The sequence below is a fragment of the Stenotrophomonas sp. YJH_SMC_79 genome (genome assembly GCF_059367995.1).
On record NZ_JCAFRK010000006.1, the window covers coordinates 283,248 to 304,077 of the forward strand.

Consider the following 20,830-nt stretch of genomic DNA (forward strand, 5'->3'; position numbering starts at 1 on the left):
AGCCCCGGCCATGAGCCGGCTGCGCGTGATCATTGGCGCCACCGCACTGGCGCTGCTGGCTGCGGCTGTGCCGATCGCGGTGATGGCCTATGCCACCTGGGACCGTGCGGTCAGCGTCGAGCAGCAGCGCCTGCGCGACATCGCCGGCCGCACCCTGCGCCGTTCCGACCAGTCCTACATGGAAGCGCTGGCCGCGTTGAAGTCCGCCGAGGCCGGCGCCTACGATCCGTGCGGGCCGGACCACATCCGGCGCATGCAGACTCTGGTGATGACCACGTCGTCGGTCGACCAGATGGGCTATTTCGAGGGCGGCAAGCTGCGGTGCACGTCGTGGGGGCCGTTCCCATCCGACGTGAACCAGCCCAAGGCCGACCATGTCACCAGTGACGGTGCGGGGATTGCGGTGGATATCCGGCCCGAAGCCAGTGGCCGGAGGCAGATGCTGGCCATCCTGTACGGCAACTACGATGTACTGGTCGATCCACGCCGCTTCGTCGACGTCATCGTCGATCCACACGTGCGCCTGGCCCTGGCCAGCCCCGACGGCCGCCTGCTGGCCAGGCAGGAGGGCATGGAACCGGCGCTGCTGGAAGCGCTGCTGCGAACACCGGGCGAAGGCCTGGACCAGAACACGCTGTACGCGACCGCACGCAACGAGGAATGGCTGGCGATCGCCACCACACCGCGCGCCGCACTGGCTGCCACGTTCCGGCAGCAGGCGTGGTTGTTCGTGCCACTGGGCGTCCTGCTGGCCGCTGCCGGTGCCGGCCTGGTGATCTGGCTATCGCGGCGCCGCCTGTCGCTGCGCGGCGAACTGGCCACCGCCATCCGCCGCCGCGAGCTGTACCTGCACTACCAGCCGATCATCGAACTGGATACCGGCATCTGCGTCGGCGCCGAGGCGTTGATCCGCTGGCAGCGCCCGGATGGCACCCAGGTGCGCCCGGACCTGTTCATTCCGTTGGCCGAGGAAGCCGGAATGATCGCCGACGTCACCGACCTGGTGATCGAGAACGTGGTGCGCGACATGCGCGAGCTGCTGGTGGCCGATCGCAGCGCGCACATCGCGATCAATCTCGCTGCCGAGGACATCAGCAGCGGTCGTGCATTGAAGATGATCTCCAGGCACATGGCCGGCAGCGGCATCCTGCCGCAACAGATCTGGATGGAGGCCACCGAGCGCGGCTTCCTCGATCTGGACCGCGCCCGCACGATGCTGGCGCAGGCACGCCGCGCCGGCCACAGCGTGGCCATCGATGATTTCGGCGTGGGCTTCTCCAGCCTGCAGTACCTGGAGCAGCTGCCGCTGGATGCGTTGAAGATCGACAAGTCGTTCATCGATGCGATCGGCACCGAGAGCGCCACCAGCCCGGTGACCCCGCACATCATCGACATGGCCAAGGAACTGGGGCTATGGGTGGTGGCCGAGGGCGTGGAGACCGAAGCCCAGCTGGCCTACCTGCACAGCCGCAAGGTGGAATTCGGACAGGGCTGGCTTTTCTCGCGGCCGTTGCCACGCGATGAATTCGTGGCGTTCCATCACAAACGGCAGCAGCGCTATGGCGCAGCGCGGGAGGACATGCAGAACCCGCGCAGCGTGCCGATCGAGCGTGAGCCAGTGGAATAGGACGGCGAACGGCGGAGCCCCTCGTGGTGGGTCGCGTACAGCTATCCCGGAGTTGGCCGGGGCGGTCGGGTTCGCGGGGGACGCCGTAAACCCATCCATGGGGGCTTGGCCGCGGCATCCATGCCGCGGACACCCCCGCGAGCCCGACCGCCCCGGCCTCTGACAGGGTCCGGCGGCGTCCCGCCACGGAATCAACGGAAGAAGGCAAAAGCAAAGGCAAACGCGGGTCGCTGCGCCCGGTAGATCCACGCCATGCGTGGATGGCGTGGACCACGGTAGTGCCGGCCGCTGGCCGGCACTACCGTAACGTCTGGTCTGCGCCTACGCCCACGCCTTCGGCCGTGCCAGCAACCATGCAGCAGTCACCGCCAGCAGCAGCAACGGCAACCATCCCAACTGGGTGGGCCCACTGGTCTGCAGCAGCACACCACCCGCCACACCTCCCGCCGCAATGGCCAGGTTCCAGCCGGTCACCAGCATCGACTGCGCCAGATCCGCTGCGGCCCCGGCTCGGCGTGCGAGTGCGGTCTGGAACAGGGTCGGCACCGCGCCGAAGGCCACGCCCCACAGGACCGTCGCCAGCAGCAGCGCGGTCGCGTTGCCCGGCCACATCAGCAGCGCCAGCACCGGCAGGATGAAACCGATCACCGCTGCCCACACCAGCGTGTGCAGGTGGCGATCCACGCCCCAGCCGGCAATACCGATACCCGCGATCGCCGCCAGGCCGAAGGCCAGCAGCAGGCGATCCAGCCACGGGCCCGCCCCCGCCTCCACTGCAAGCGGTTCGATGTAGGTGTAGAGCACATTGTGCGCGAGCACGTACAGCACCATCACCAGCAGTGCGCTGCGCACGCCGGGCGTGCGCCACACCGTGCCCAGCGAGGTGCGCTGGCCGGCACCGGCGGCGGGCAAGGCCGGCAGTGCCCAACGCGCATACGTCAGCAGCCCCACGCCCAGCACGCTCATCACTGCGAACGCCCAGCGCCAGCCGATCTGCTGGCCCAGCAACGTGCCGGCCGGTACGCCCAGCGACAGCGCCAACGGCGATCCGACCATCGCCACCGCAATCGCCCGGCCCTGCAGCGAGGGCACCACCATGCGCGCCGCGTAGCCAGCCACCAGTGACCACAGCAGCCCGCCGCTCACGCCCGCCAGGAAACGTGCGGCGAGGATCAGTGGATAGCTGCCGCTCAACGCGGTCAATGTATTGACCACCACGAAGCCAGCGATGGCTGCCAGCAGCAGCGGGCGTCGTGGCAGGCGCTGGGTCAGCGCGGTCATCGGCAACGCGGCCATCACCGAGCCCAACGCATACACGCTCACCAACTGCCCCACCGCCGCATCACTCACACCCAGGCTGTCGCCCATGGGCCGCAATACACCGGCCGGCAAGGTCTCGGTCAGCAGGGTGATGAAGCCACCGCCGGCCAGTGCCAGCAGGCCGGCCCATGGCAGACGCGTGGCTTCACCGGCCGGGCTGGCCGCATCGATGGCATGGCCGCTCATCGTGCAGTCCCCAGATCGGCATACACCGCATCGCGCAGTTGATCGACAAAGGCACCGTCCATGCCTTCGTACAGCGTGTTGGTCAGCGCCACCACGCTCAGGCCGCGCGCAGGGTCGACAAACCAGCTATGGCCGTAGGCACCGCCCCAGCGCCATGTACCTGTGTTCTGCGGCGTGCCGCTGGCGGCCGCATCGCGCAGCACCGCAAAGCCAAGACCGAAGCCCCAGCCAGCCGGCTCCGGTGGTCCCTGCTCGCCGACCTGCGGGGTGGCCATCTCTGCCACGAGGTGGGGCGGCAACAGGCCGGCGTGCTGCCCGTCGCGCAACGCCTCCAGCACCAGCACCACTTCATCGGCGGTACCCACCAGGCCCGCGCCGGCCGAAGGGAACCGGCTGCCATCGGTTGCGCGGGCAAGGCTGTACTCGATGCCCACCGTGCCCTCGAACGGGGCGACCACCTCGCCTTCGCGCAGGCGGTGTGGCTGCGGTGTGTCGGTGACATAGGGCGTGGCCAACCGTGACGCATCGTGGGTAGCGAAGGCGGTATCGCGCAGGCCCAGGGGCGCAGCCAGCAAGCGTGCGAACAATGCCTGCAACGTTTCCCCGGTCGCCGCTTCGGCCACGGCACCGGCCACGTCCACGCCCAGCGAATACATCCACTGGCTGCCCGGTGCGAACAGCAGTGGCGCCTGCGCGATGCGGCGCACGTTCTCGGCCAGGGTCAACGGCCTGGCGTCCATGCCATCGCTGACACCGGCCCGCGCGTAGGGGCCGTCCGCATCGGCTTCGAGGAAGCGATAGCCCAACCCGCTGCTGTGGCTGAGCAGCTGGCGCAGGCTGATGGGCGGCGTGCTGCCATCGGCCATCGCCGGGCGGAAGTCCGGCAGCCAGCGCTGTACCGGCGTATCGAGGTCGAGCACGCCCTGGGCCACCAGGCGCAGGATCACCGTGGTCAGCAGCGGCTTGCTCACCGAGGCCAGCCGGAACAGCTGGTCGCGTTGCATCGGCGTGGCCGACCCGCGATCCGCCAGGCCCGTGGCGCTGGCATGGCGCAGCACGCCGTGCTCGCGCACCAGCACCACCGCACCGACCAGGCGCTGCGGGTGGACCTGCTGCAGCAGCCGCTGCACCGACGGCAGTGTCGGCTCAGGTTCGAAGGAAGGAGTGGCATTCATCGCGGTGATCCGTGGGGGAGAAGCCGCCACGTTAGGCAGCGGGCGTCCGCGCAAAAAGCCGGTTGCCGCTCCGGGCATCATGGACCCCGTAGTCCGCAATCGGCATGATGACCGGACCTTCAAGGCCGCAACGGTCCCCGCTCCGCCCGCACCACAGTGTTGCGATGGCGGAGCCACCCGCAGCGGTCGCGCCGACCTACCCTGCCGCTTTCACCACCTGCACGCCCATGTCAGTCCTGGACAACCTCGCCAACCTGCAGACCTTCGTGCATGCCGCCGACACCCGCAGCTTTGTCGAGACCGGGCGCCTGCAGGGCATTTCCGCCTCGGCAGCGGGCAAGTGTGTAGCGCGGCTGGAGCACGCACTGGGCGTGCGCCTGTTCCATCGCAGCACGCGCAGCATCACCCTCACCGCCGAGGGCCAGCTGTTCCTGGCGCGCTGCCGCCGCATCCTCGACGAGCGCGACGCTGCCCGCACCGAACTGGCGCAGCCACATGCCTCACCCAAGGGCACGCTGCGCATCAGCCTGCCCCTGGTCGGCGACCTCACCCTGCCGTTGATGGCCGAATTCATGGCGGCGTATCCAGACATCCGCCTCGACCTGGATTTCAGCGACCGCCTGGTCGATGTCATCGAGGAAGGTTTCGATGCGGTGCTGCGCGTCGGTGAGCCCAGCGACTCGCGCATGAACGCGCGGCGGCTGGGCGTGTTCCCGCGCCGCATCGTCGCCTCGCCCGCCTACCTGCAGCGCCGCGGCATTCCGCGCATGCCAGCGGAGCTGATGCAGCACACGCTGCTGCACTACCGCTTCCCCAGCACCGGCAAGCTGGAACTGTGGCCGATCCACTGGCCCGACCATGAAACACCGCAGGAGCTTCCGGTGCACATGGTGGCCAACACCATCGAAGCGCGGGTGGCACTGGCGCTGCGCGATATCGGCCTGGCCTTCGTGCCGGTGCACTCGGTGCGCGATGCACTGGCCGACGGCCGGCTGGTGACCGTGCTCGACGATCACGTGCACTCCTGCGGCATCTTCCACCTGCTGTGGCCCTCGGGCCGCCACGTGCTTCCGAAGCTGCGGGTATTCATCGACTTCGTCAGCGCGCGCCTGGAAACCGTGCCGTAGGCCCAACCACTCCGCGCCATGCCCGCCCCACAGTAGATCCACGCCATGCGTGGATGCCCGTGTAGAGTCGAGCCACGCTCGAGTCACCCGTTGCCAACCCGACCATTCAGCCAACCCCGCTATACTGGCCGCTCATTCCTCCCAGAGGCTCGCGACCAATGCGCCATTGATGCCGCCGTCTTCCCGATAGACGGCCTGACTCTTCCCGCCCCTGCGCGCAGGGGAGAACCCGGCATCCATGGAGGTCGCATGACCACACATTCCCTCACGCTCGATCGCGTGTCGTATCGGCTGGCCGACGGCCGCCCGCTGTTTTCCGATCTGTCGTTTTCCTTCGATCCGGTCGCCACCGGCCTGGTCGGTGCCAACGGCGCCGGCAAAAGCGTGCTGGCACGCCTGTTGGCCGGCCGCCTGCCACCCGACAGCGGCCAGGTACGCGGCAGCAGCCGCGTATTCCTGTTGCCCACGCCCGGCTATCCACCTGCCGGTACCGTCGGTGAACTGGCCGGCGTCGGCGCGGAACTGGCCGCACTGCAACGCATCGAAGCCGGCAGCGTGGACGAGGCCGACTTTGCCTGCGTCGGCGACCACTGGGATCTGCGTGATCGCCTGCAACAGCAATGGCAGGCATTGCGCCTGCCCGATGATCTCGATCCCGCCCAGCCTGCCGCGCGTCTCAGCGGTGGCCAGGCGATGCAGGTGGCGCTGTCCGGCGCCTGGGCCAGCGGCGCTGATTGGCTGATCCTGGACGAACCCAGCAACCATCTTGACGTACGGCATCGGCAGCAGCTGTACGAACAGCTGCAGCAATGGCGTGGCGGCCTGCTGGCGATCAGCCATGATCGCGAACTGCTGGCACACATGCAGCAGATCGTCGAACTCGATGGGCGCGGGCTGCATCGTTACGGCGGACCGTGGCAACACTACGCCGACGCGCGCGCGGCCGAGCGTGAAGCCGCCGTTGCCCAGCTCGACCACGCCCGCACCCAGCACCGGCAGCAGCAGCGCAGCGCGCGTGAACAGCACGAACGGCAGCAGCAACGCCAGTCGCGCGGCAACCGCGATGCGAAGCAGGCCAACCAGGCGCCGATCCTGCTGGGCCGGCAGAAGCAGCGCGCCGAGGCCAGCCATGGTCGATCGCAGCAGGTCCAGGCCGAGCGCCTGCAGGTCAGCGCCGACCAGCTGCGCGTTGCGGCATCAGCGGTTCACGCTGCGCCGGAACTGGCGCTGTTTGCCGGTGCGGGCGAACGCGGCAGCGCGCGCCTGCTGCAGGCAGAGTCGCTGGTGCTGCCGCACGGCTGCGCCGCCCCCTTGCAGCTGGAGATCCGCCGGGGGCAGCGCATCGCTGTGGTCGGTGACAATGGTGCTGGAAAATCTACCTTGCTGCGTGTGCTGGCAGGGCAGCTGCCTGCACGCAGTGGCACCGTGCAACGGCATGCGCCATTGGCACTGCTTGACCAGCAACTACTGGGATTGTCCGGCGGGTGCAGCATCCTGGAGACCGTGCAAGCGGCAAACCCGGGTGCCGATGCGGGCGATCTGCGCACGCGGCTTGCGCTGCTCGGGCTGGACGCACAGCGCATCCAGCGGGCAGCCCACAGCCTCAGCGATGGCGAACGCGTAAAGGGTGCGCTGGCCAGCGTCCTGTATGCCGATCCCGCACCCCAGCTGTTGCTGCTGGACGAGCCGGGCAATGCGCTGGATCTGAGCGCGTTGCAGGCGTTGGAGGAACTGCTTGCGGCGTGGCCGGGTGCACTGATGATGGTCAGCCACGACCGGCACCTGCTGCAGGCGTTGCGACCGACCCACGTGCTGCAGGTGAGCACCGAGGGCTGGCAGTGGCGTGACGCTTTGTAGATCTGCGCCATGGGTGAATTCGATTCTGTAGAGTCGAGCCATGCTCGACTCCGCCATGTCGGCCATCCACGCATGGCGTGGATCTACTGCAGCAGCCGAGCATGGGCTCGGCTCTACAGGAGCCGTTGGCTCAGCGCTTCCACACCGGGAACGCCTGCGGCAACTGCTGCCACAGCAAGGGCCCCGCACGCAGCTCCTGGTCGTTGAGCAGGCAGGCATCCAGCTCTGCACGCACGGCGCGCTCGTCCATGTGCACGCCAATCACCACCAGCTCCTGGCGACGATCGCCCCACAACGGGTGCCACAGCCGCTGCATCGCCGCGTGCGCGGCCGAATCCGGGAACTCCTCCAGGCCCGGCAACGGCGCGCTCCAGCAGTCGGCCTGCTGCCGGGCCCAGCCCAGGTCGCTGTAGGGCAGCGGCGTGGGCGGCAGCAGCGGTGTGGTGTCCTCGATGCCCGCACGCACACGATCGCGCGCGGCGTACCAGAAGCCTGCCGCCTGCGTGCGCGTCGCTGCGCCCACCGTGTTCAGCTCACCCACCCAGTCCATGCGGTTGGCCAGCCAGAACCAGCCCTTGCTGCGGATCACGCCTGGCATGCCCGACTGCAGCGCGCGCGCGAATCGCGCGGGATGGAACGGACGTCGCGAGCGGTAGACGAAGCTACCGATGCCGTACTCCTCGGTTTCCGGTGTGTGCTCGCCGCGCAGTTCCTTCACCCAGCCCGGCGCACGTTGCGCACGCTCCATGTCGAAGCGACCGGTATCCAGCAGCTCGGCCAGCGGCACATCGCCGAAGCGGGACAGCAGCAGCTTCGCGTCGCGGTTCAACCCGCGCAGCACGGCCAGCGTGTCCTGCAACACTTCGTCGTCCACCTGGTCCACCTTGCTGACCACGATCACGTCGGCGAACTCGACCTGCTCGCACAGCAGGTCGACCACACCGCGATCGTCCTCCGGGCCAGCCTGCTGGCCGCGCTCGGCCAGGCGCAGCGTCGAACCGAAATCGGCAAGGAAGGCGCTGCCATCGACCACGGTCACCATCGTGTCCAAGCGCGCGATGTCACTCAGGCTGAAGCCCTGCTCGTCGCGCACCGCGAACGTGGCCGCCACTGGCATCGGTTCGCCGATGCCTGTCGATTCGATCAGCAGGTAGTCATAGCGACCCGCATCGGCCAGGCGCCGCACTTCCTGCAGCAGGTCATCGCGCAGCGTGCAGCAGATGCAGCCGTTGCTGAACTCCACCAGCGTCTCTTCGGTGCGGCGCAGTTCGGCGCCGCCTTCACGCACCAGCTGTGCGTCGATGTTGACCTCGCTCATGTCGTTGACGATGACCGCCACGCGCAGGCCCTCGCGGTTACGCAGGATCTGGTTGAGCAGGGTGGTCTTGCCGGCCCCGAGGAAGCCGGACAGCACGGTGACCGGAAGGCGACGGTCGGCGCGGGAAACAGTGTTCATGTCGGAGCGGGTTGGCTGCGGAACGGAAATGTTACTATATAACACTTGTTGTGCAAGGAACCTCCCCCGATGAAGTCGCCTTCTGCCGCCCTGCTTGATGCCGGCGCGGTCGCCCTGTCCAGCCTGTGCCTGCTGCACTGCCTGGCGCTGCCACTGCTGGCCGCTGCGCTCCCCCTGTTCGGCACCTGGGCCGAAGCGGAATGGGTCCACCTGCTGTTCGTGGCCATCGCCCTGCCGCTGACCGGCTATGCGCTGTGGCGGGCCGAGCGCCGTCATCCGCTGCCCGTGCTGGCCTGGGCCACCGCTGGCGCCGGACTCGGGCTGCTGCTGGCCGGCGCGCTGGCGCTACCTTCGCATGACTGGGAAACGCCGATGACCGTCACCGGCAGCCTGCTGCTGGCGGCGACGCATATCTGGAATGCGCGGCACCGGCACGGGTAGTGCCGGCCACTGGCCGGCAACTGCAGGTTGATTGCGGAATTCATGGGGTTGCCGGCCAGCGGCCGGCACTACCCTTGCTATTTGCCGTAGCGGCGCAGCAGCTCGACCAGCACCGCGGCCTCGTCCGCCCGCTGCTGCGGGTCATCGGCACCCACCACGTGCTCCTGCAGGTGCTCGTGCAGCAGCTCCATCAGCAGGCTGTGTGCGGCACCGCGCACCGCCGCGACCTGCACCAGCACGTCCGCGCAGTCGCCCGCTTCGCCCTCGGGCTTGTCCAGCGCCTGTTCCAACGCCGCCACCTGGCCGCCGATACGGCGTACCCGGGTCAGCAGCTGCTTTCGATTCTTGTGTACATGGGCCATGGCGGGATCGTATACCCTATGGGGGTATCTTTCCATCCCATGGTCTGCCCATGCATCTGGACGCCCTCGCCGCCGCCCGCCGCCACGAACACCGCTTCGACGACGGCAACCCGCTGGCCGAACGCAATACCCGCCGCGCGCTGTGGCTCACCGTCGGCATGATGCTGGTGGAGATCGTCGGCGGCTGGTGGTTCAACTCCATAGCCGTGCTCGCCGACGGTTGGCACATGAGTTCGCACGCGCTGGCGCTGGGCCTCTCGGTGTTCGCCTACCGCTGTGCACGCCGCTACGCGCACGATCCGCGCTTCGCCTTCGGCACCTGGAAAATCGAAATCCTGGCCGGCTATACCAGTGCCATCGCCCTGCTCGGCGTCGCTGCGCTGATGGCGGTACAGTCACTGCAGCGGCTGTGGGTACCGGCGCCGATCCACTACAACGAAGCCATCGCCATCGCTGCGGTGGGCCTGGGCGTGAACCTGCTCTGTGCATGGTGGCTGCACGACAGCCCGGGCCACGCGCATCATCACCACGGGCATGACCATGGCCATCATCACGGGCATGACCACGAACACCACGAACACCACGATCACGGCCATGCGCACGGTCACGACCTGAATCTGCGCTCGGCCTACGTGCACGTACTGGCCGACGCCGCCACATCGGTGCTGGCCATCGTCGCCCTGCTCGGCGGCAAGCTGCTGGGCCTGACCTGGCTGGACCCGGTGATGGGCCTGGTCGGCGCCATACTGGTCACGGTGTGGGCGGTGGGCCTGCTGCGCGACAGCGGCCGCATCCTGCTCGACGCGCAGATGGATGCGCCGGTGGTGGCCGAAGTGCGCGAAGTGATCGAACAGGGCCCCTGGCCGGCACGCTTGGCCGACCTGCACGTCTGGCAGGTGGGCCGTGGCAAGTACGCAGTCAGTGCCAGCGTGGTCACCAGCGATGCCAGCCTTGATGCGGATACCGTGCGCACCGCACTGGCCATCCATGAGGAGCTGGTGCACGTGACGGTGGAGATTCACCGCAGCTGATCCTGCGTGACTGCAGTCGAATCTGTAGAGCCGAGCCATGCTCGGCTGTCGCAGGCCATCAGCCGAGCATCGCTCGGCTCTACCGCCTAGAGCTTCAACATCATCCGCAGCAGGTACATCAGCAGCGGCAGCGCGCTGATCACTGCGCCAGCAATGCCGATCCCCGGCCAACGCTCACCCCGCACGCGCGAGGCCACCGCCAGGCCGCCGCCGACCAGTGCCGCACCCAGCACGCCCACGCCCAGCCCTGCGGCCATGCCATTGCCGCCTGCGGCCACCGCGGCCTGCGCCGCCAATGTGCCAGCCCCCCAACCCACAGCGATCCCCAGCCAACTGGCCATGCCGCACCACGGTGCCTTGCCCTGCGCCATCCGAAAACCCCTTTGTTCTTGCCGAATTTCTGTACGGGCTGTGCCCGCATGCTGCCTACACTAGCCGCACCTGCCCCTGTAGGGACATCCCATGCGCACGCTCCGCCTGCTGCTGCCCGGTGCCCTCCTGCTGCTCACCGCCTGTGGGGGTGACGGCGGGCTCCCGTTCTCCGCCGATCCGCTGCAGGGCTGTTTCGCCACCAGCGCGCGCAAGCCGGCCGACTTCCGCATCGACAAGGAAGGTGGCCAGTACTTCGTTTCCTTCAGTCGCGGCGACCAGTGGCAGCGCGAACCCAATGCCCTGCACAAGGCCTCCCGCAGCGAGATCAGCCGCTATTTCCGCGATGACGCCGAGCAGATCGACAGCGCGCTGGTCCGCATGGCCGGTGGCTTCGGCATCTTCCACTTCAACAGGGGCGCATCGCTGAAGGGCAAGGCCAGCGACAGTGACTACATGGCGTTGATGCTGATCGGGGCTGGGCCGGTGTATGCGGTGAAGTGCCCGTAAGACGACATGATTCTGATGGCGGCTCAGGGCAATATGGGCGCATCCTGTCTTCTTTGAGGAGCGATGCCAATGCTGCTGTTTCTGCTGCTTGCGGTAAGCGCACCGAAGACCCAGGGTGCCTATGATGAAGTCCGGCAGCTGCCCGATGACCAGACCCTGATCATGCGCACCCTGGACTGGGATCTCGGTGATGGTCGCCACGAGCGCGTTACCGTGCATTGGCTGCTGCAGGAAGACGGCAGCCTGCGCTACGACTTTGATCGGCAGCCACCGGAAACCCAGGACGTCCATCGTCGGTCGTGCGCCCGCGTAGGCATGCAGCCGTCGCGTGGCGTCGGCATGCTCTCGGGGGAAGGAACCACGCACGGCTTCAGCTGCACCCGCCAGCGGTAGCGCCGAGCCCACGCTCGGCTCCCCCCGTCTACATCCACGCATGGCGTGGATCTACTGCAGCAGCCACACGTGGCCCCTGCAACAGCTGCGGTACCATGCCCTCCCCCGAACCGCCCCGGTACCCGCCGTGCCCCATTACACCGGCCCCCTGCTGACCCGCGACAGCGCCGACACCCTGCGCCGTGCCCATGACAAGGGCGCTGCCGACTGGCAGGGCTCGCTCGACCTCGGCCGCAGCGAGGACAGCGTGGCGCTGGATGGCGACGGCTTCCACTTCCGTGGCCAGGCCTACCCGTGGCCGGGCAAGCTGAAGGACCGCACGCTGTACTACTGGGACGGCGAGGAGTTCGCGCCGATCTCGCGCTACAGCGGCTCGCTGATCAAGCTGGTGCCCACCGAATGGGGCGCTCCGACCTTCGAGATCGACGGCATCAAGATGCTGCCGACCTCCAAACTGTCACCGTTCGAGGATGCACGCCGCAAGGTGGAGCTGGTCGCCCCGGCCGGCAAGGTCATCCTCGATACCTGCGGCGGCCTGGGCTACTTCGCCGCCTGCGCACTGGAGGCCGGTGTCGGCCAGATCCGCTCGTTCGAGAAGAATGCCGACGTGATGTGGCTGCGCACGCTCAACCCGTGGTCGCCGGATCCGGACTCGGCCGCGGCCGGTGGCCGCCTGCAGTTCAGCCACGGCGACGTCTCGCAGCAGATCGAACAGGTGGCCAGCAACAGTGTCGACGCGATCCTGCACGACCCGCCGCGCTTCGGCATCGCCGGCGAACTGTACTCGCAGGTGTTCTACGACCACCTCGCCCGCGTCATCCGCAAGGGCGGCCGGCTGTTCCATTACACCGGCGCGCCGAACAAGCTGACCAGCGGCCGCGACGTGCCGCGCGAAGTGGCCAAGCGCCTGGAAAAGGCCGGCTTCAAGGCCGAGCTGGCGCTTGACGGCGTGCTGGCCGTCAAGCGCTGAGCTTCATTCCGAGTCTACCTTCGCCAGCTTCATCACCCACGCCGGCACCACCGGTTCACCGGCGTAGAAGTCCTTCGGTTTCTTCTCCGCCATCGCCCAGCGGTGCAGCCAGCTCGGGCCGTAGCGGCCGCTGTAGCCTTCGGCACCACGTGCATAGGCCGGGTCACGCATTGCCTCATCCAACGAAATGAAGCGATAACCCCGGCGCTTCGTCGCCGCCACCAGTTCGGCAAACGTCGCTGCATTGAGTTCGTTCGCGTGCATCAGCCAGACCTGCGGCAGCGCATGGCCCAGCAGTGCCTGCGACTGCTTCTCGTAGTAGTCCAGCTTGTTCAGCATGTAGGGCACATAGCCCTTGCGCAGCTGCGCCAGCGTCGCCTCACGCACCGGAGAATCGGGCTGCTCGTTCATGACGTTGGCGTAGGCGAACGCCCAGACCCACTCGCCGTTGTCGACGGTCACCGGCGCCACGCGGTAGCCGTGCTCCTTGAAGAACACGTCCATCTGCGCGCGCTCTTCCGGCGTGCGCCCAGCCCGCAGGTAGGGATGGCGCATCCACTGCGGTTTCAGACCGCGCTCGGCCAGCAGCGGCCGCAGCACCGTCTCACCGCGCAGGAAATCCTGCTGGAATGCAGGCACACCCTTGGCGTTCAGATCCATGTGCGAATACGTGTGGTTGCCCAGCTCATAGCCGGCGTCCAGCCAATCGCGCAGCATCTGCACCCGCGCCGGCTGCACCTGCCCGTCGATTTCAAGCTTGTTCTCGTTGACGAAGCCGACCACCGGCACGCCCGCCTGGCGCAGCTGGCCCATCAATGCCTCATGTCGTGCCTGCAGGTCCGGCGGCACGATCTCGTCCACCCGCGCCCATGGCAGGTCGTCGATGGTCACCGCAATCCGGCGGTCCACCTCGGCGGCGTGTACCGCCAACGAGCACAGCAGCAACGGCACAGCACGCAGCAACCAACGCATCAGCACTTCCTTGCAGGGGCGAAGTGCGGACTTTAGCGCGATTGCGGATGCGTGGCCGGTCACACACCCACTATGGGCTGGACGGCTGTGCCCGGCGCTCGCGCACGATCGCCCGCCACAGCATGAATCCCGCGGCCATCGCCATCAGCATCAACGCGGCCAGCACCAGCGCCAAATCATCGGGATTACGCAGCAGTGGCGCGTGCTCATGGGTGAGGATCTCGAACACCACCTGCTGCGCCTGTGCCAGCGGCAGCCGGCCCTGCTCGCCCAGTTCCACCAGGCATGCCGCCGGGGACAGCTTGGCTACGCTGGTCCACGCCATGTCGTACAGGTGCAATGCCCTGAGGGCCAGCGCCAGGATCGCGGCGTGCAGCGCCATCAACCCCCAGTTGGCGCGTCGCAGGCGCTCCGACAGGCGCCCCAGCCGGTAGACGCAGATCGACATCGCGCCCAGCAGCGCCAGTACCACGCCCGCCATCGGAATCCACTGCAGCGGCTGCCACGGCGCCAAGGCCGTGGAACGCGCCAGCAGCTGTTCGGCCACCTGCATGCGCGCGACCGGGTCGGGGCCACCGCATGAATCATCCACCGGCTCCAGCAGCAGTCCCACGCGGTAGTGGAAGAAGCCGGCGGCCAGCGCCACCGCCAGCAGTGCCACCACCTGCAGTACCAGCAGGATCGGGCCAGGACCACAGATACGGCAGAAGCGGGACGCAGCAGAGGCCATCGGTTCATCCATGACAACAAAGGACCATCCTAACCAAGCGCCCTGTGCTTGTCGGCTGGCGGATACGACAACCGCCGCGTGGTCCCGGTAGGATGTGGATAAGCATGGATGGCCGTATGTAGAGGTGTTGTGGATGGTCACGCTGTATCTGTGGGTGCGAACGCTGCTCCCGCTGCTGGCGTTCGTGATCGCGTGGATGCTGCTGTCGCGCCTGATCAAGGCCCGCGTGGCGCGCCTTCCACGGGTTCCTTTGAACCTGCCGGAACACAGCAGCAGCCCACGCAGGAAGGACCGGCGCATCTACGCGCGCAAGCTGCGGCGCAAACCCAGCCTGCGCACCGCAACTCGCCCGGCCACCGCGCCGCGCAGCTGGAACCTCGCGGCGGTGTTCGTTTCGCTCTGCGCGCTGGTTGCCGCCGTACTTGTCATGCCAGATGGCGCGCGTTTCCAGGTCATGGTCGAGAGCATCACCGGCTACCCGGCCACCATTGCTGAAGTACATGTTCCCGCAGCAAGGCAAACGCTTGTGCTGCAGGCCTGCAGCCCACGCTGGTGCAGCTCTCACAGCCGGTAACGATGCGCTACCCGATCGGTCGCACCGGCGGCGAGCATGACGCGCACGCCACGCTACCGGTACAGGTTAGACATCAGGGTGATCGGCTGCAGGTGGCTACGGCCGTGCCTGTGGACGGCGACGTGATGCGTGCGGAGCTTGCGCGCCTGGCTGGGCTGCCGACGGAGGCAATCACCGTCCGCCAGAGCGAGATCTCACCCTGGCGGGAACCCGGCTGGAAGCCGCTGGCCGAACGGTAAAGCCGAGCGCGCAAGCCGAGCATGGCTCGGCACTACACGCAGCACCGGAACCAGGCCAGGCTGCTGTTGCAGTAGATCCACGCCATGCGTGGATGGACGCAGTGCGGAGCCGAGCATGGCTCGGCTCTACAGATCAGGATCCCCGCGGCAGCTTCGCCGCCCACATGTTGTCCACCAGGTTCGGGTAGCGTCGCCCGTTCTCTTCCGCACGCTGCCGTGCCGCCGCCTTCTGCGCAGGCGACAACGGCTGCGAAGTCTGGCCCTTGGGATTGGGCTTCTTCCACGGGGGCATCTTCGGTTCGCGCATGGCCGCAGCTTACCGCTTCAGGAAGTTCAGCAGCGCCAGATTGAAGTGGTCTGCATGGCTCGTACTGCAGCCATGCGGCGCACCTTCCAGAATCACCACCTCGCTGCCCGCAATCGCCTGATGCGTCCGCTGCCCGGAACCTTCGAACGGCACGATCGCGTCGCTGTCACCGTGCAGGATCAAGGTTGGCACCGTGATCTTCTTCAGGTCTTCGCGGAAGTCGGTAGTGGCAAACGCCTGCATGCAACCCAGCGCCGCCGTCTGGTCGGATTGATGGCACAGCGCGATCGCCGCCTGGCGCGTTTCTTCGGTCACCATCAACTGGCCGTTGGCACTGAAGAAATCGCGGGTGAAACCATCGAAGAAGGCCTCGCGATCCTGCTCCAGACCGCTGCGCATTTCGGCAGCCTTGTCCCCGGTCAACGGGCCTTCCGGGTTGTCGTCGCTGCGCAGCAGGAACGGCGGCACCGCCGCAGCAAACACCACGCTATGCAGACGGTCCTGGCCGTGGTTGGCCACATAGCGCGCCACCTCACCGCCGCCCATCGAGAACCCGACCAGGGTGACATCGCGCAGATCACGTTCCTCGATCAGCCCGGCCAGATCCGCCGCCAGCGTGTCGTAGTCATAGCCCTCGGCCGGCTTGTCGGAACGACCGAAGCCGCGGCGGTCGTAGCTGATCACCCGGTGCTGGGCGTCGCGCAGGATCGACACCTGTTGTTTCCACGCATCGGCAGACAACGGCCAACCATGGATCAGGATCACCGGGCGGCCGTCGCCACCGGTATCTTCAACGTGCAGGCGGATGCGGGAGGCGGGCATGGGAGCTCCTGTGGAAGGGGAGGATTTCAGGCTAGAGACCGGGCCCTATCGCGGTCGTGATGGAATCGCCGGCGGCCATGACACCCTCTGCACAGCCCACGCCACCCGGCCGATCCACCAATGCGGGCATTCACTCCCTGGAAATCCCGTTTCGTCGCAGAGCGGCTGCGGCCCCCAGAGCGGCGTGCGAGCCTGCGCGAATCCCGCCCTGGAGCCTCGCCATGCTGCTGCTCACCCTGCCCCTGCTTGTTGTCGGTCTGGCCGCCACGCCGAATGCTGCCGAAACACTGCGTGAGCAGATCCGTCAGGCCGACGCGCAGCTGTTCGCCGCCGCGTTCGACGACTGTGACGCCGACAAGGCCGCGGCCATGACCACTGAAGACTTGGAGTTCTTCCATGACAAGGCGGGCAAGTCCGCCAGCAAGCGCGACGACTTCCGCCGCAGCGTGGCCGCCCTGTGCGAGAGCACGCGCGCCAACCACACCCACCTGCGCCGCGAACTGGTGGAGACCTCGCTGCAGGTGTTTCCGCTGCACGACGATCGCGCCCTGGAGATCGGCGACCACCGCTTCCACGAGCGCGATGCAAAGGGTGTCGAGCACTGGACCGGCCAGGCGCGCTTCATCCAGGTCTGGCGCCGCGTGGACGGGCGCTGGCTGGCCGAGCGGGTGATCAGCTACGACCATCGGCCGGCGGACTGAGCGCCGCGAAGCGGTGGTTCACGGGCCGGTTCTATACTGCCCAGGTCCATCACCACCCACCGCTGCAGATCGACCCATGGCAGAGATCACCCCCAACCATCCCGAATACGGCCTCAACCAGCAGATCCGCCAGGGGGTGGCCGCTCTGGACGCGCAACATGGCCGCCCGTTCGACCAGACCAGCGAACGTCTGACTGCCAGCTTGACCGTGCTCGCGCGCGAACAGGGCCTGCAGCAGGTCGACCACGTGCTGGTCAGCCATGCCACGGCCAACCAGCCGGCGGGACACAACATCTTCGTGGTACAGGGCGACCCGGCCAATCCGGCGCATCTGCGGGCGATGATGCCGACCGCAGTGGCCGCACAGACGCCGGTCGAGGAATCGATGCAGACGCTGGGCATTGCCCCGCAGCAGCCCGCCAAGGGGCAGCTGCCCGAACAACAGGCCCGTGAGCAGGAGCAGCAGCAGAACCCGGCACACCGCCTGGGCTGAGCCGGCTCCAGTGTTACTGGCGGCCCAGCGCGAGAACGTCGGCTCGCCGTACGCTTGCCGCCCTACGCCATGCGAGGCCCGGACTGCTCCTGCACCTGGCGATGCTGCAGCTCATCCTGCGAGCGCGCCTGCCCAGACTGCGACAGCTGCTCAGCGCGCTCGAAGGAGATTTCTGCGGGTGTCTGCGCGGCTACCGCCGTTAGCATGCTGGCCCGCAACTGTGCCGGGTCGTTGCGCTCCCCCTGGACGATGAAGATGCTCTGCGCCACATCCGCCTGCGCTGTGCGATCGCTCAACAGCACATGGTTGACCTGGGTCAGACCGTTGGCCTTGGCCAGCGCGTACAGGCTGGCACTGATGTTCTCGCTGGTGGCGTCGAAGGCACGGCCACGCTCTGCATCGAGCTGAGCCACGCCCTGATGGATCTGCGAGAGCAGCGGGTCATTGCTGTGCCGGGCCAGATGATCACCGCTACGCTCGCCGGTGCCCTCGGCGTCGCTCAGGATGCGCTGCTGGAAGCTGCGCGCGGGCATGGGGTTGGTTTTCTTCTGATTGAGTTCGCTGTCTGGAAACGGCGGATCAATGCTGTCCACGCCGTGGATGTTGCGCAGCGGCCGGAAGCCATCCTTGCCTGCGCCCTTGCTCTCCAAGGGAATGCGGACATCGGGAAGCAATTGGCCAATACCGCCGCCCAGCGCGTTCACGTCGATGCTTCTTTTCCGCTCGATGCCCGCGTGGTTCAGCGCTTCCCAAGTGAAGTCCACGCAGTTGTGGCGCACATCCTTGTATTGAAGATCGAAACCGTACTTGTCCGGGTGCGAGCCGAAGGCTTCGAGTTTTCTGTACTGTTGCTCGCTGATCTCGAGGGTGCGGCTGTAATGGGGGTTCTTGTACTCGCCCGCATCGGTCTTCATGACCTCGCCCGGCCCGTTCATGCTTCCATGCTCGGAAGGCGCGAAGCCGAAACTCCGCGTCGTCTTGTCCGGCCCATGCAGCACGTAGAACATGTGCCCGGGCCCGGATGTCTGCGGAACCCCGTCCACAACTTTCTGTACCCCTCTCTCGTCCACCAACGGCGTTCCAGGTGCGGCAATGACGATTTCTACGGTGTAGCGCGGCTTATCCATAAGAGAAATCCTTCAGTTCCTTCCAGCAGTGGGGTGGCGACTATTTTCCAGAGAGCGGGTCGGCATGAACCCGCAGCTGCGCCGGGTAATGCTGGAGCGCAGCGGTGGGCTTCACCGTGCGCACATCCAGGCGGTAGCGGGCATCGGTTTCCATCGGCAGGGCGACGATGCTCAACCTGTATCGGCTGGTGTCCATCGATACCTCATGCGCGTAGCGCCAATTCGCCGATGCATGCCATTCGGGGAGCGGCTCCCCCAGATTGCGCGCCCTTGCCTGATAGACATCAGAAGTTGCAACGTCCTGCCAGGCATCTGCGACCCAGCGCTGCAGGGACAGCTGGAAGGGAACATGGACATTGTCCATGTCAGGCTCACTGCCAGGCCCGGGCCCATGTCGCTGAACCTCGAGATCCAGCACATAGGGTCGACCCGAATAGAAGTTGCGGGCATTCGTCTCGAACTCGAACCGCACCGCTTGCCCGGACTCGGCAAGGTTGATCGGCTTGACCAGATCCAGCGGCTCCGGCGCATCCGGTACGCGGCTGCTGCAGGCGCCGAGTGCGCTCGCCAGCGTGAAGATCAGGCCGGCACGCAGCCAGCGGTGGATACCCAGCATGATTCAGACCCTTTGGCTCCCTGCCATGGGGTTCAACCCTAGCGGGTTGGCGTTGGGCACTGCAACCGGGCAATGAAAAAGGCAGGGCCTGCACCCTGCCTTCTTCACGCGGTAAACCTCCGGGAGTGGCCCGGCGTCATCGCATCAGAGCTGAATCCGCGCCACGCTCTCGTCAGCGCTCTTGTCATCCTTCTCGCCGTTCTTGATGCTCACGAACAACACGTTGTTCTTAGCATCCAGCGCCAGGCTGTTCGGGTGGGTCGGCACCTTGTAGGTGGCCACCTTCTGGTAGCTGTCACTGTTGTACGCGGTCACCGTGCCCGCTTCGCGGTTGGTCACGTACAGGCGCTTGCGCGGTGCATCCAGCAGGATGCCCAGCGGGCCGGCATCGGTTGGGATGCTGGCCAGTTCCTTGCCGGTGCTGCGGTCGAGCACCAGTACGCGCTGGCCCGGGTGCTTGCTGACCAGGCCGCTGCTCTTGGCCTGGTAGCCACGCAGGAATTCCGAGCCCTGGTCGGTCACGAACAGGCGCTTGCCGGCCGGGTCCAGCGCGATGTTCATCGGCTGCTCGGCGGCGATCTTGTGCTGCGCCACCACCTTGTTCGAATCGGTGCCCACCACCACCAGATCGGCCAGCAGGTTGCTGGTGTAGACACGCTTGTTGGCCGCATCCAGCGCCAGGCCCGGTGCCTTCGCATTGCCCAGGCCGTCAATGGTGTTGATCACCTTCAGCGTGTTCGTATCGATCACGAACAGCACGCTGCTCACCTCCGGCTGGCTGCTGTGGCCGGTCACGTACAGGCGGTTGGCCGCGCTGTCGACCACCAGCTCGCGCAGGTCGTGGGTGTAGGCAGCCTTGCCGTCCTTGCCGGTCTTCTTCTCCATCAGCTGGATGGTGCCGACGGCCTTGTTCTGTGCGGTGTCGACCACGGTCACCGACAGATCCACGGTGTTGCCCACGTACAGGCGGTCGTGGGCGTCATCCAGCACCACGCCGAAGGCTTTGCGCTCCAGCGGGATGCGGGTTTCCACGGCCAGCGTGGTCGGGTTCAGGCGCAGCACCTGGGCCGGGCCGGCGTCATCGCCGAAGCCGCCGGAGGAGGCCACGAACACGGCGTTCTGCTTCGGGCTGTAGGCCAGCTCGTACAGGCCCTTGGCCACGGCCTGGCGCTGTACGGCGGCGACGGCGCTGGCGGCGGGTGCGTTGTCGGCGAAGGCCGAGGGCACGCCGAGGCTGAGCGAAACGGCAACGGCCAGGGCGGCCGAGCGGAAGAGAGGATTACGGAACATGCGAGCGTCCTTGAATGGGCACGGGAGGGTGTCCTGGCTCGCTGGGCCGTTCTACGACGGCCCGACCTGCATCTGTCTGCGCGGGGTGGGCTGGCTGGGTAGCGGGGGAATGGTAGCAGGTGGGGGGCGTGGCGT

Annotated in this window: 22 protein-coding genes and 1 pseudogene; 11 read left to right on the top strand and 12 right to left on the bottom strand. The window is 67.1% G+C overall.

Annotated elements, in window-relative coordinates:
* The first annotated feature begins 10 nt into the window (after window positions 1–10).
* Entirely contained in the window at window positions 11–1,627 is a 1,617-nt protein-coding gene (locus tag AC5P57_RS20715) for an EAL domain-containing protein (protein ID WP_099552540.1), read from the top strand.
* Between the two features lie 321 nt (window positions 1,628–1,948).
* Here the strand turns inward: AC5P57_RS20715 and AC5P57_RS20720 are convergent, their stop codons facing one another.
* The gene (locus tag AC5P57_RS20720; RefSeq protein WP_099552539.1) at window positions 1,949–3,133 is read right to left on the bottom strand and encodes an MFS transporter; all 1,185 of its coding nucleotides are present in this window, start codon (window positions 3,131–3,133) and stop codon (window positions 1,949–1,951) included.
* Complete coding sequence (locus AC5P57_RS20725; RefSeq protein ID WP_262235240.1) at window positions 3,130–4,308, bottom strand: serine hydrolase domain-containing protein; 1,179 nt, start codon at window positions 4,306–4,308, stop codon at window positions 3,130–3,132. The genes AC5P57_RS20720 and AC5P57_RS20725 overlap by 4 nt, the downstream gene beginning before the upstream one ends.
* Window positions 4,309–4,535: 227 nt before the next feature.
* On the opposite strand from AC5P57_RS20725, the gene AC5P57_RS20730 reads away from it, so the two are divergent.
* Together AC5P57_RS20730 and AC5P57_RS20735 are read left to right on the top strand one after the other, a co-directional pair.
* Window positions 4,536–5,435: a LysR family transcriptional regulator gene (locus tag AC5P57_RS20730; protein WP_262235239.1), complete on the top strand. Its 900-nt coding sequence runs from the start codon at window positions 4,536–4,538 to the stop codon at window positions 5,433–5,435.
* Between the two features lie 249 nt (window positions 5,436–5,684).
* A complete protein-coding gene (locus tag AC5P57_RS20735; RefSeq protein ID WP_262235238.1) occupies window positions 5,685–7,292 on the top strand; it encodes an ATP-binding cassette domain-containing protein in 1,608 nt (535 codons plus the stop codon).
* A 130-nt stretch (window positions 7,293–7,422) separates the two neighbouring features.
* Here the strand turns inward: AC5P57_RS20735 and AC5P57_RS20740 are convergent, their stop codons facing one another.
* Window positions 7,423–8,748, bottom strand: a complete 1,326-nt coding sequence (locus tag AC5P57_RS20740) for a GTP-binding protein (protein WP_262235237.1) — start codon at window positions 8,746–8,748, stop codon at window positions 7,423–7,425.
* Between the two features lie 69 nt (window positions 8,749–8,817).
* Here AC5P57_RS20740 and AC5P57_RS20745 point away from each other — a divergent pair, with 69 nt between their 5' ends.
* A complete protein-coding gene (locus AC5P57_RS20745; RefSeq protein WP_014645760.1) occupies window positions 8,818–9,189 on the top strand; it encodes a MerC domain-containing protein in 372 nt (123 codons plus the stop codon).
* A 77-nt stretch (window positions 9,190–9,266) separates the two neighbouring features.
* Here AC5P57_RS20745 and AC5P57_RS20750 read toward each other — a convergent pair whose 3' ends face one another.
* Window positions 9,267–9,551: a metal-sensing transcriptional repressor gene (locus AC5P57_RS20750; protein ID WP_099485296.1), complete on the bottom strand. Its 285-nt coding sequence runs from the start codon at window positions 9,549–9,551 to the stop codon at window positions 9,267–9,269.
* A 50-nt stretch (window positions 9,552–9,601) separates the two neighbouring features.
* Between AC5P57_RS20750 and dmeF the strand changes: the two genes are divergently transcribed.
* Window positions 9,602–10,582 carry a CDF family Co(II)/Ni(II) efflux transporter DmeF gene (gene dmeF / locus AC5P57_RS20755; RefSeq protein WP_262235236.1) on the top strand — a complete coding sequence of 327 codons (981 nt, stop codon included), beginning with the start codon at window positions 9,602–9,604 and terminating at the stop codon, window positions 10,580–10,582.
* An 86-nt stretch (window positions 10,583–10,668) separates the two neighbouring features.
* Here dmeF and AC5P57_RS20760 read toward each other — a convergent pair whose 3' ends face one another.
* Window positions 10,669–10,953 carry a hypothetical protein gene (locus AC5P57_RS20760; RefSeq protein ID WP_142807136.1) on the bottom strand — a complete coding sequence of 95 codons (285 nt, stop codon included), beginning with the start codon at window positions 10,951–10,953 and terminating at the stop codon, window positions 10,669–10,671.
* Window positions 10,954–11,044: 91 nt separating this feature from the next.
* On the opposite strand from AC5P57_RS20760, the gene AC5P57_RS20765 reads away from it, so the two are divergent.
* The 3 genes from AC5P57_RS20765 to AC5P57_RS20775 all read left to right on the top strand — a co-directional run bounded on the left by AC5P57_RS20765 (window position 11,045) and on the right by AC5P57_RS20775 (window position 12,824).
* The gene (locus AC5P57_RS20765; protein ID WP_262235235.1) at window positions 11,045–11,461 is read left to right on the top strand and encodes a hypothetical protein; all 417 of its coding nucleotides are present in this window, start codon (window positions 11,045–11,047) and stop codon (window positions 11,459–11,461) included.
* Window positions 11,462–11,530: 69 nt separating this feature from the next.
* Window positions 11,531–11,854 (top strand): hypothetical protein, encoded by a 324-nt coding sequence (locus AC5P57_RS20770; RefSeq protein WP_099552531.1) that lies wholly within the window; start codon window positions 11,531–11,533, stop codon window positions 11,852–11,854.
* 127 nt (window positions 11,855–11,981) lie between these two features.
* A complete protein-coding gene (locus tag AC5P57_RS20775) occupies window positions 11,982–12,824 on the top strand; it encodes a class I SAM-dependent methyltransferase (protein WP_049428664.1) in 843 nt (280 codons plus the stop codon).
* Between the two features lie 3 nt (window positions 12,825–12,827).
* On the opposite strand, the gene AC5P57_RS20780 is transcribed toward AC5P57_RS20775, so the two are convergent.
* Window positions 12,828–13,796, bottom strand: coding sequence for a polysaccharide deacetylase family protein (locus tag AC5P57_RS20780; RefSeq protein ID WP_134528603.1), 969 nt, complete (start codon window positions 13,794–13,796; stop codon window positions 12,828–12,830).
* 70 nt (window positions 13,797–13,866) lie between these two features.
* Window positions 13,867–14,526: a hypothetical protein gene (locus AC5P57_RS20785; protein ID WP_262235234.1), complete on the bottom strand. Its 660-nt coding sequence runs from the start codon at window positions 14,524–14,526 to the stop codon at window positions 13,867–13,869.
* 133 nt (window positions 14,527–14,659) lie between these two features.
* Between AC5P57_RS20785 and AC5P57_RS20790 the strand changes: the two are divergent.
* Window positions 14,660–15,339: pseudogene (locus AC5P57_RS20790) on the top strand (hypothetical protein).
* A 133-nt stretch (window positions 15,340–15,472) separates the two neighbouring features.
* Here the strand turns inward: AC5P57_RS20790 and AC5P57_RS20795 are convergent.
* Window positions 15,473–15,646 (bottom strand): hypothetical protein, encoded by a 174-nt coding sequence (locus AC5P57_RS20795; protein WP_180853052.1) that lies wholly within the window; start codon window positions 15,644–15,646, stop codon window positions 15,473–15,475.
* A 9-nt stretch (window positions 15,647–15,655) separates the two neighbouring features.
* On the bottom strand, window positions 15,656–16,468 hold the full coding sequence (locus tag AC5P57_RS20800; protein ID WP_262235233.1) for an alpha/beta fold hydrolase: 813 nt from the start codon (window positions 16,466–16,468) through the stop codon (window positions 15,656–15,658).
* Between the two features lie 221 nt (window positions 16,469–16,689).
* Between AC5P57_RS20800 and AC5P57_RS20805 the strand changes: the two genes are divergently transcribed.
* Both AC5P57_RS20805 and AC5P57_RS20810 read left to right on the top strand, forming a co-directional pair.
* A complete protein-coding gene (locus AC5P57_RS20805; protein ID WP_447385336.1) occupies window positions 16,690–17,169 on the top strand; it encodes a DUF4440 domain-containing protein in 480 nt (159 codons plus the stop codon).
* Window positions 17,170–17,245: 76 nt separating this feature from the next.
* The gene (locus AC5P57_RS20810) at window positions 17,246–17,662 is read left to right on the top strand and encodes an XVIPCD domain-containing protein (protein WP_262235231.1); all 417 of its coding nucleotides are present in this window, start codon (window positions 17,246–17,248) and stop codon (window positions 17,660–17,662) included.
* A 62-nt stretch (window positions 17,663–17,724) separates the two neighbouring features.
* Here the strand turns inward: AC5P57_RS20810 and AC5P57_RS20815 are convergent, their stop codons facing one another.
* The 3 genes from AC5P57_RS20815 to AC5P57_RS20825 all read right to left on the bottom strand — a co-directional run bounded on the left by AC5P57_RS20815 (window position 17,725) and on the right by AC5P57_RS20825 (window position 20,695).
* Window positions 17,725–18,789, bottom strand: a complete 1,065-nt coding sequence (locus tag AC5P57_RS20815; protein ID WP_262235230.1) for an XVIPCD domain-containing protein — start codon at window positions 18,787–18,789, stop codon at window positions 17,725–17,727.
* Between the two features lie 40 nt (window positions 18,790–18,829).
* A complete protein-coding gene (locus AC5P57_RS20820) occupies window positions 18,830–19,405 on the bottom strand; it encodes a hypothetical protein (protein ID WP_142807129.1) in 576 nt (191 codons plus the stop codon).
* A gap of 144 nt (window positions 19,406–19,549) precedes the next feature.
* Window positions 19,550–20,695: a YncE family protein gene (locus tag AC5P57_RS20825; protein WP_262235229.1), complete on the bottom strand. Its 1,146-nt coding sequence runs from the start codon at window positions 20,693–20,695 to the stop codon at window positions 19,550–19,552.
* Window positions 20,696–20,830 lie beyond the last annotated feature (135 nt).

What these genes read in the sequence shown, in the direction of transcription:
- AC5P57_RS20715 (WP_099552540.1), top strand. Translation starts at nt 11, where the DNA reads ATGAGCCGGCTGCGCGTGATCATTGGCGCCACCGCACTGGCGCTGCTG.
- AC5P57_RS20720 (WP_099552539.1), bottom strand. Translation starts at nt 3,133, where the DNA reads ATGAGCGGCCATGCCATCGATGCGGCCAGCCCGGCCGGTGAAGCCACG.
- AC5P57_RS20725 (WP_262235240.1), bottom strand. Translation starts at nt 4,308, where the DNA reads ATGAATGCCACTCCTTCCTTCGAACCTGAGCCGACACTGCCGTCGGTG.
- AC5P57_RS20730 (WP_262235239.1), top strand. Translation starts at nt 4,536, where the DNA reads ATGTCAGTCCTGGACAACCTCGCCAACCTGCAGACCTTCGTGCATGCC.
- AC5P57_RS20735 (WP_262235238.1), top strand. Translation starts at nt 5,685, where the DNA reads ATGACCACACATTCCCTCACGCTCGATCGCGTGTCGTATCGGCTGGCC.
- AC5P57_RS20740 (WP_262235237.1), bottom strand. Translation starts at nt 8,748, where the DNA reads ATGAACACTGTTTCCCGCGCCGACCGTCGCCTTCCGGTCACCGTGCTG.
- AC5P57_RS20745 (WP_014645760.1), top strand. Translation starts at nt 8,818, where the DNA reads ATGAAGTCGCCTTCTGCCGCCCTGCTTGATGCCGGCGCGGTCGCCCTG.
- AC5P57_RS20750 (WP_099485296.1), bottom strand. Translation starts at nt 9,551, where the DNA reads ATGGCCCATGTACACAAGAATCGAAAGCAGCTGCTGACCCGGGTACGC.
- dmeF (WP_262235236.1), top strand. Translation starts at nt 9,602, where the DNA reads ATGCATCTGGACGCCCTCGCCGCCGCCCGCCGCCACGAACACCGCTTC.
- AC5P57_RS20760 (WP_142807136.1), bottom strand. Translation starts at nt 10,953, where the DNA reads ATGGCGCAGGGCAAGGCACCGTGGTGCGGCATGGCCAGTTGGCTGGGG.
- AC5P57_RS20765 (WP_262235235.1), top strand. Translation starts at nt 11,045, where the DNA reads ATGCGCACGCTCCGCCTGCTGCTGCCCGGTGCCCTCCTGCTGCTCACC.
- AC5P57_RS20770 (WP_099552531.1), top strand. Translation starts at nt 11,531, where the DNA reads ATGCTGCTGTTTCTGCTGCTTGCGGTAAGCGCACCGAAGACCCAGGGT.
- AC5P57_RS20780 (WP_134528603.1), bottom strand. Translation starts at nt 13,796, where the DNA reads ATGCGTTGGTTGCTGCGTGCTGTGCCGTTGCTGCTGTGCTCGTTGGCG.
- AC5P57_RS20785 (WP_262235234.1), bottom strand. Translation starts at nt 14,526, where the DNA reads ATGGCCTCTGCTGCGTCCCGCTTCTGCCGTATCTGTGGTCCTGGCCCG.
- AC5P57_RS20795 (WP_180853052.1), bottom strand. Translation starts at nt 15,646, where the DNA reads ATGCGCGAACCGAAGATGCCCCCGTGGAAGAAGCCCAATCCCAAGGGC.
- AC5P57_RS20800 (WP_262235233.1), bottom strand. Translation starts at nt 16,468, where the DNA reads ATGCCCGCCTCCCGCATCCGCCTGCACGTTGAAGATACCGGTGGCGAC.
- AC5P57_RS20805 (WP_447385336.1), top strand. Translation starts at nt 16,690, where the DNA reads ATGCTGCTGCTCACCCTGCCCCTGCTTGTTGTCGGTCTGGCCGCCACG.
- AC5P57_RS20810 (WP_262235231.1), top strand. Translation starts at nt 17,246, where the DNA reads ATGGCAGAGATCACCCCCAACCATCCCGAATACGGCCTCAACCAGCAG.
- AC5P57_RS20815 (WP_262235230.1), bottom strand. Translation starts at nt 18,789, where the DNA reads ATGGATAAGCCGCGCTACACCGTAGAAATCGTCATTGCCGCACCTGGA.
- AC5P57_RS20820 (WP_142807129.1), bottom strand. Translation starts at nt 19,405, where the DNA reads ATGCTGGGTATCCACCGCTGGCTGCGTGCCGGCCTGATCTTCACGCTG.
- AC5P57_RS20825 (WP_262235229.1), bottom strand. Translation starts at nt 20,695, where the DNA reads ATGTTCCGTAATCCTCTCTTCCGCTCGGCCGCCCTGGCCGTTGCCGTT.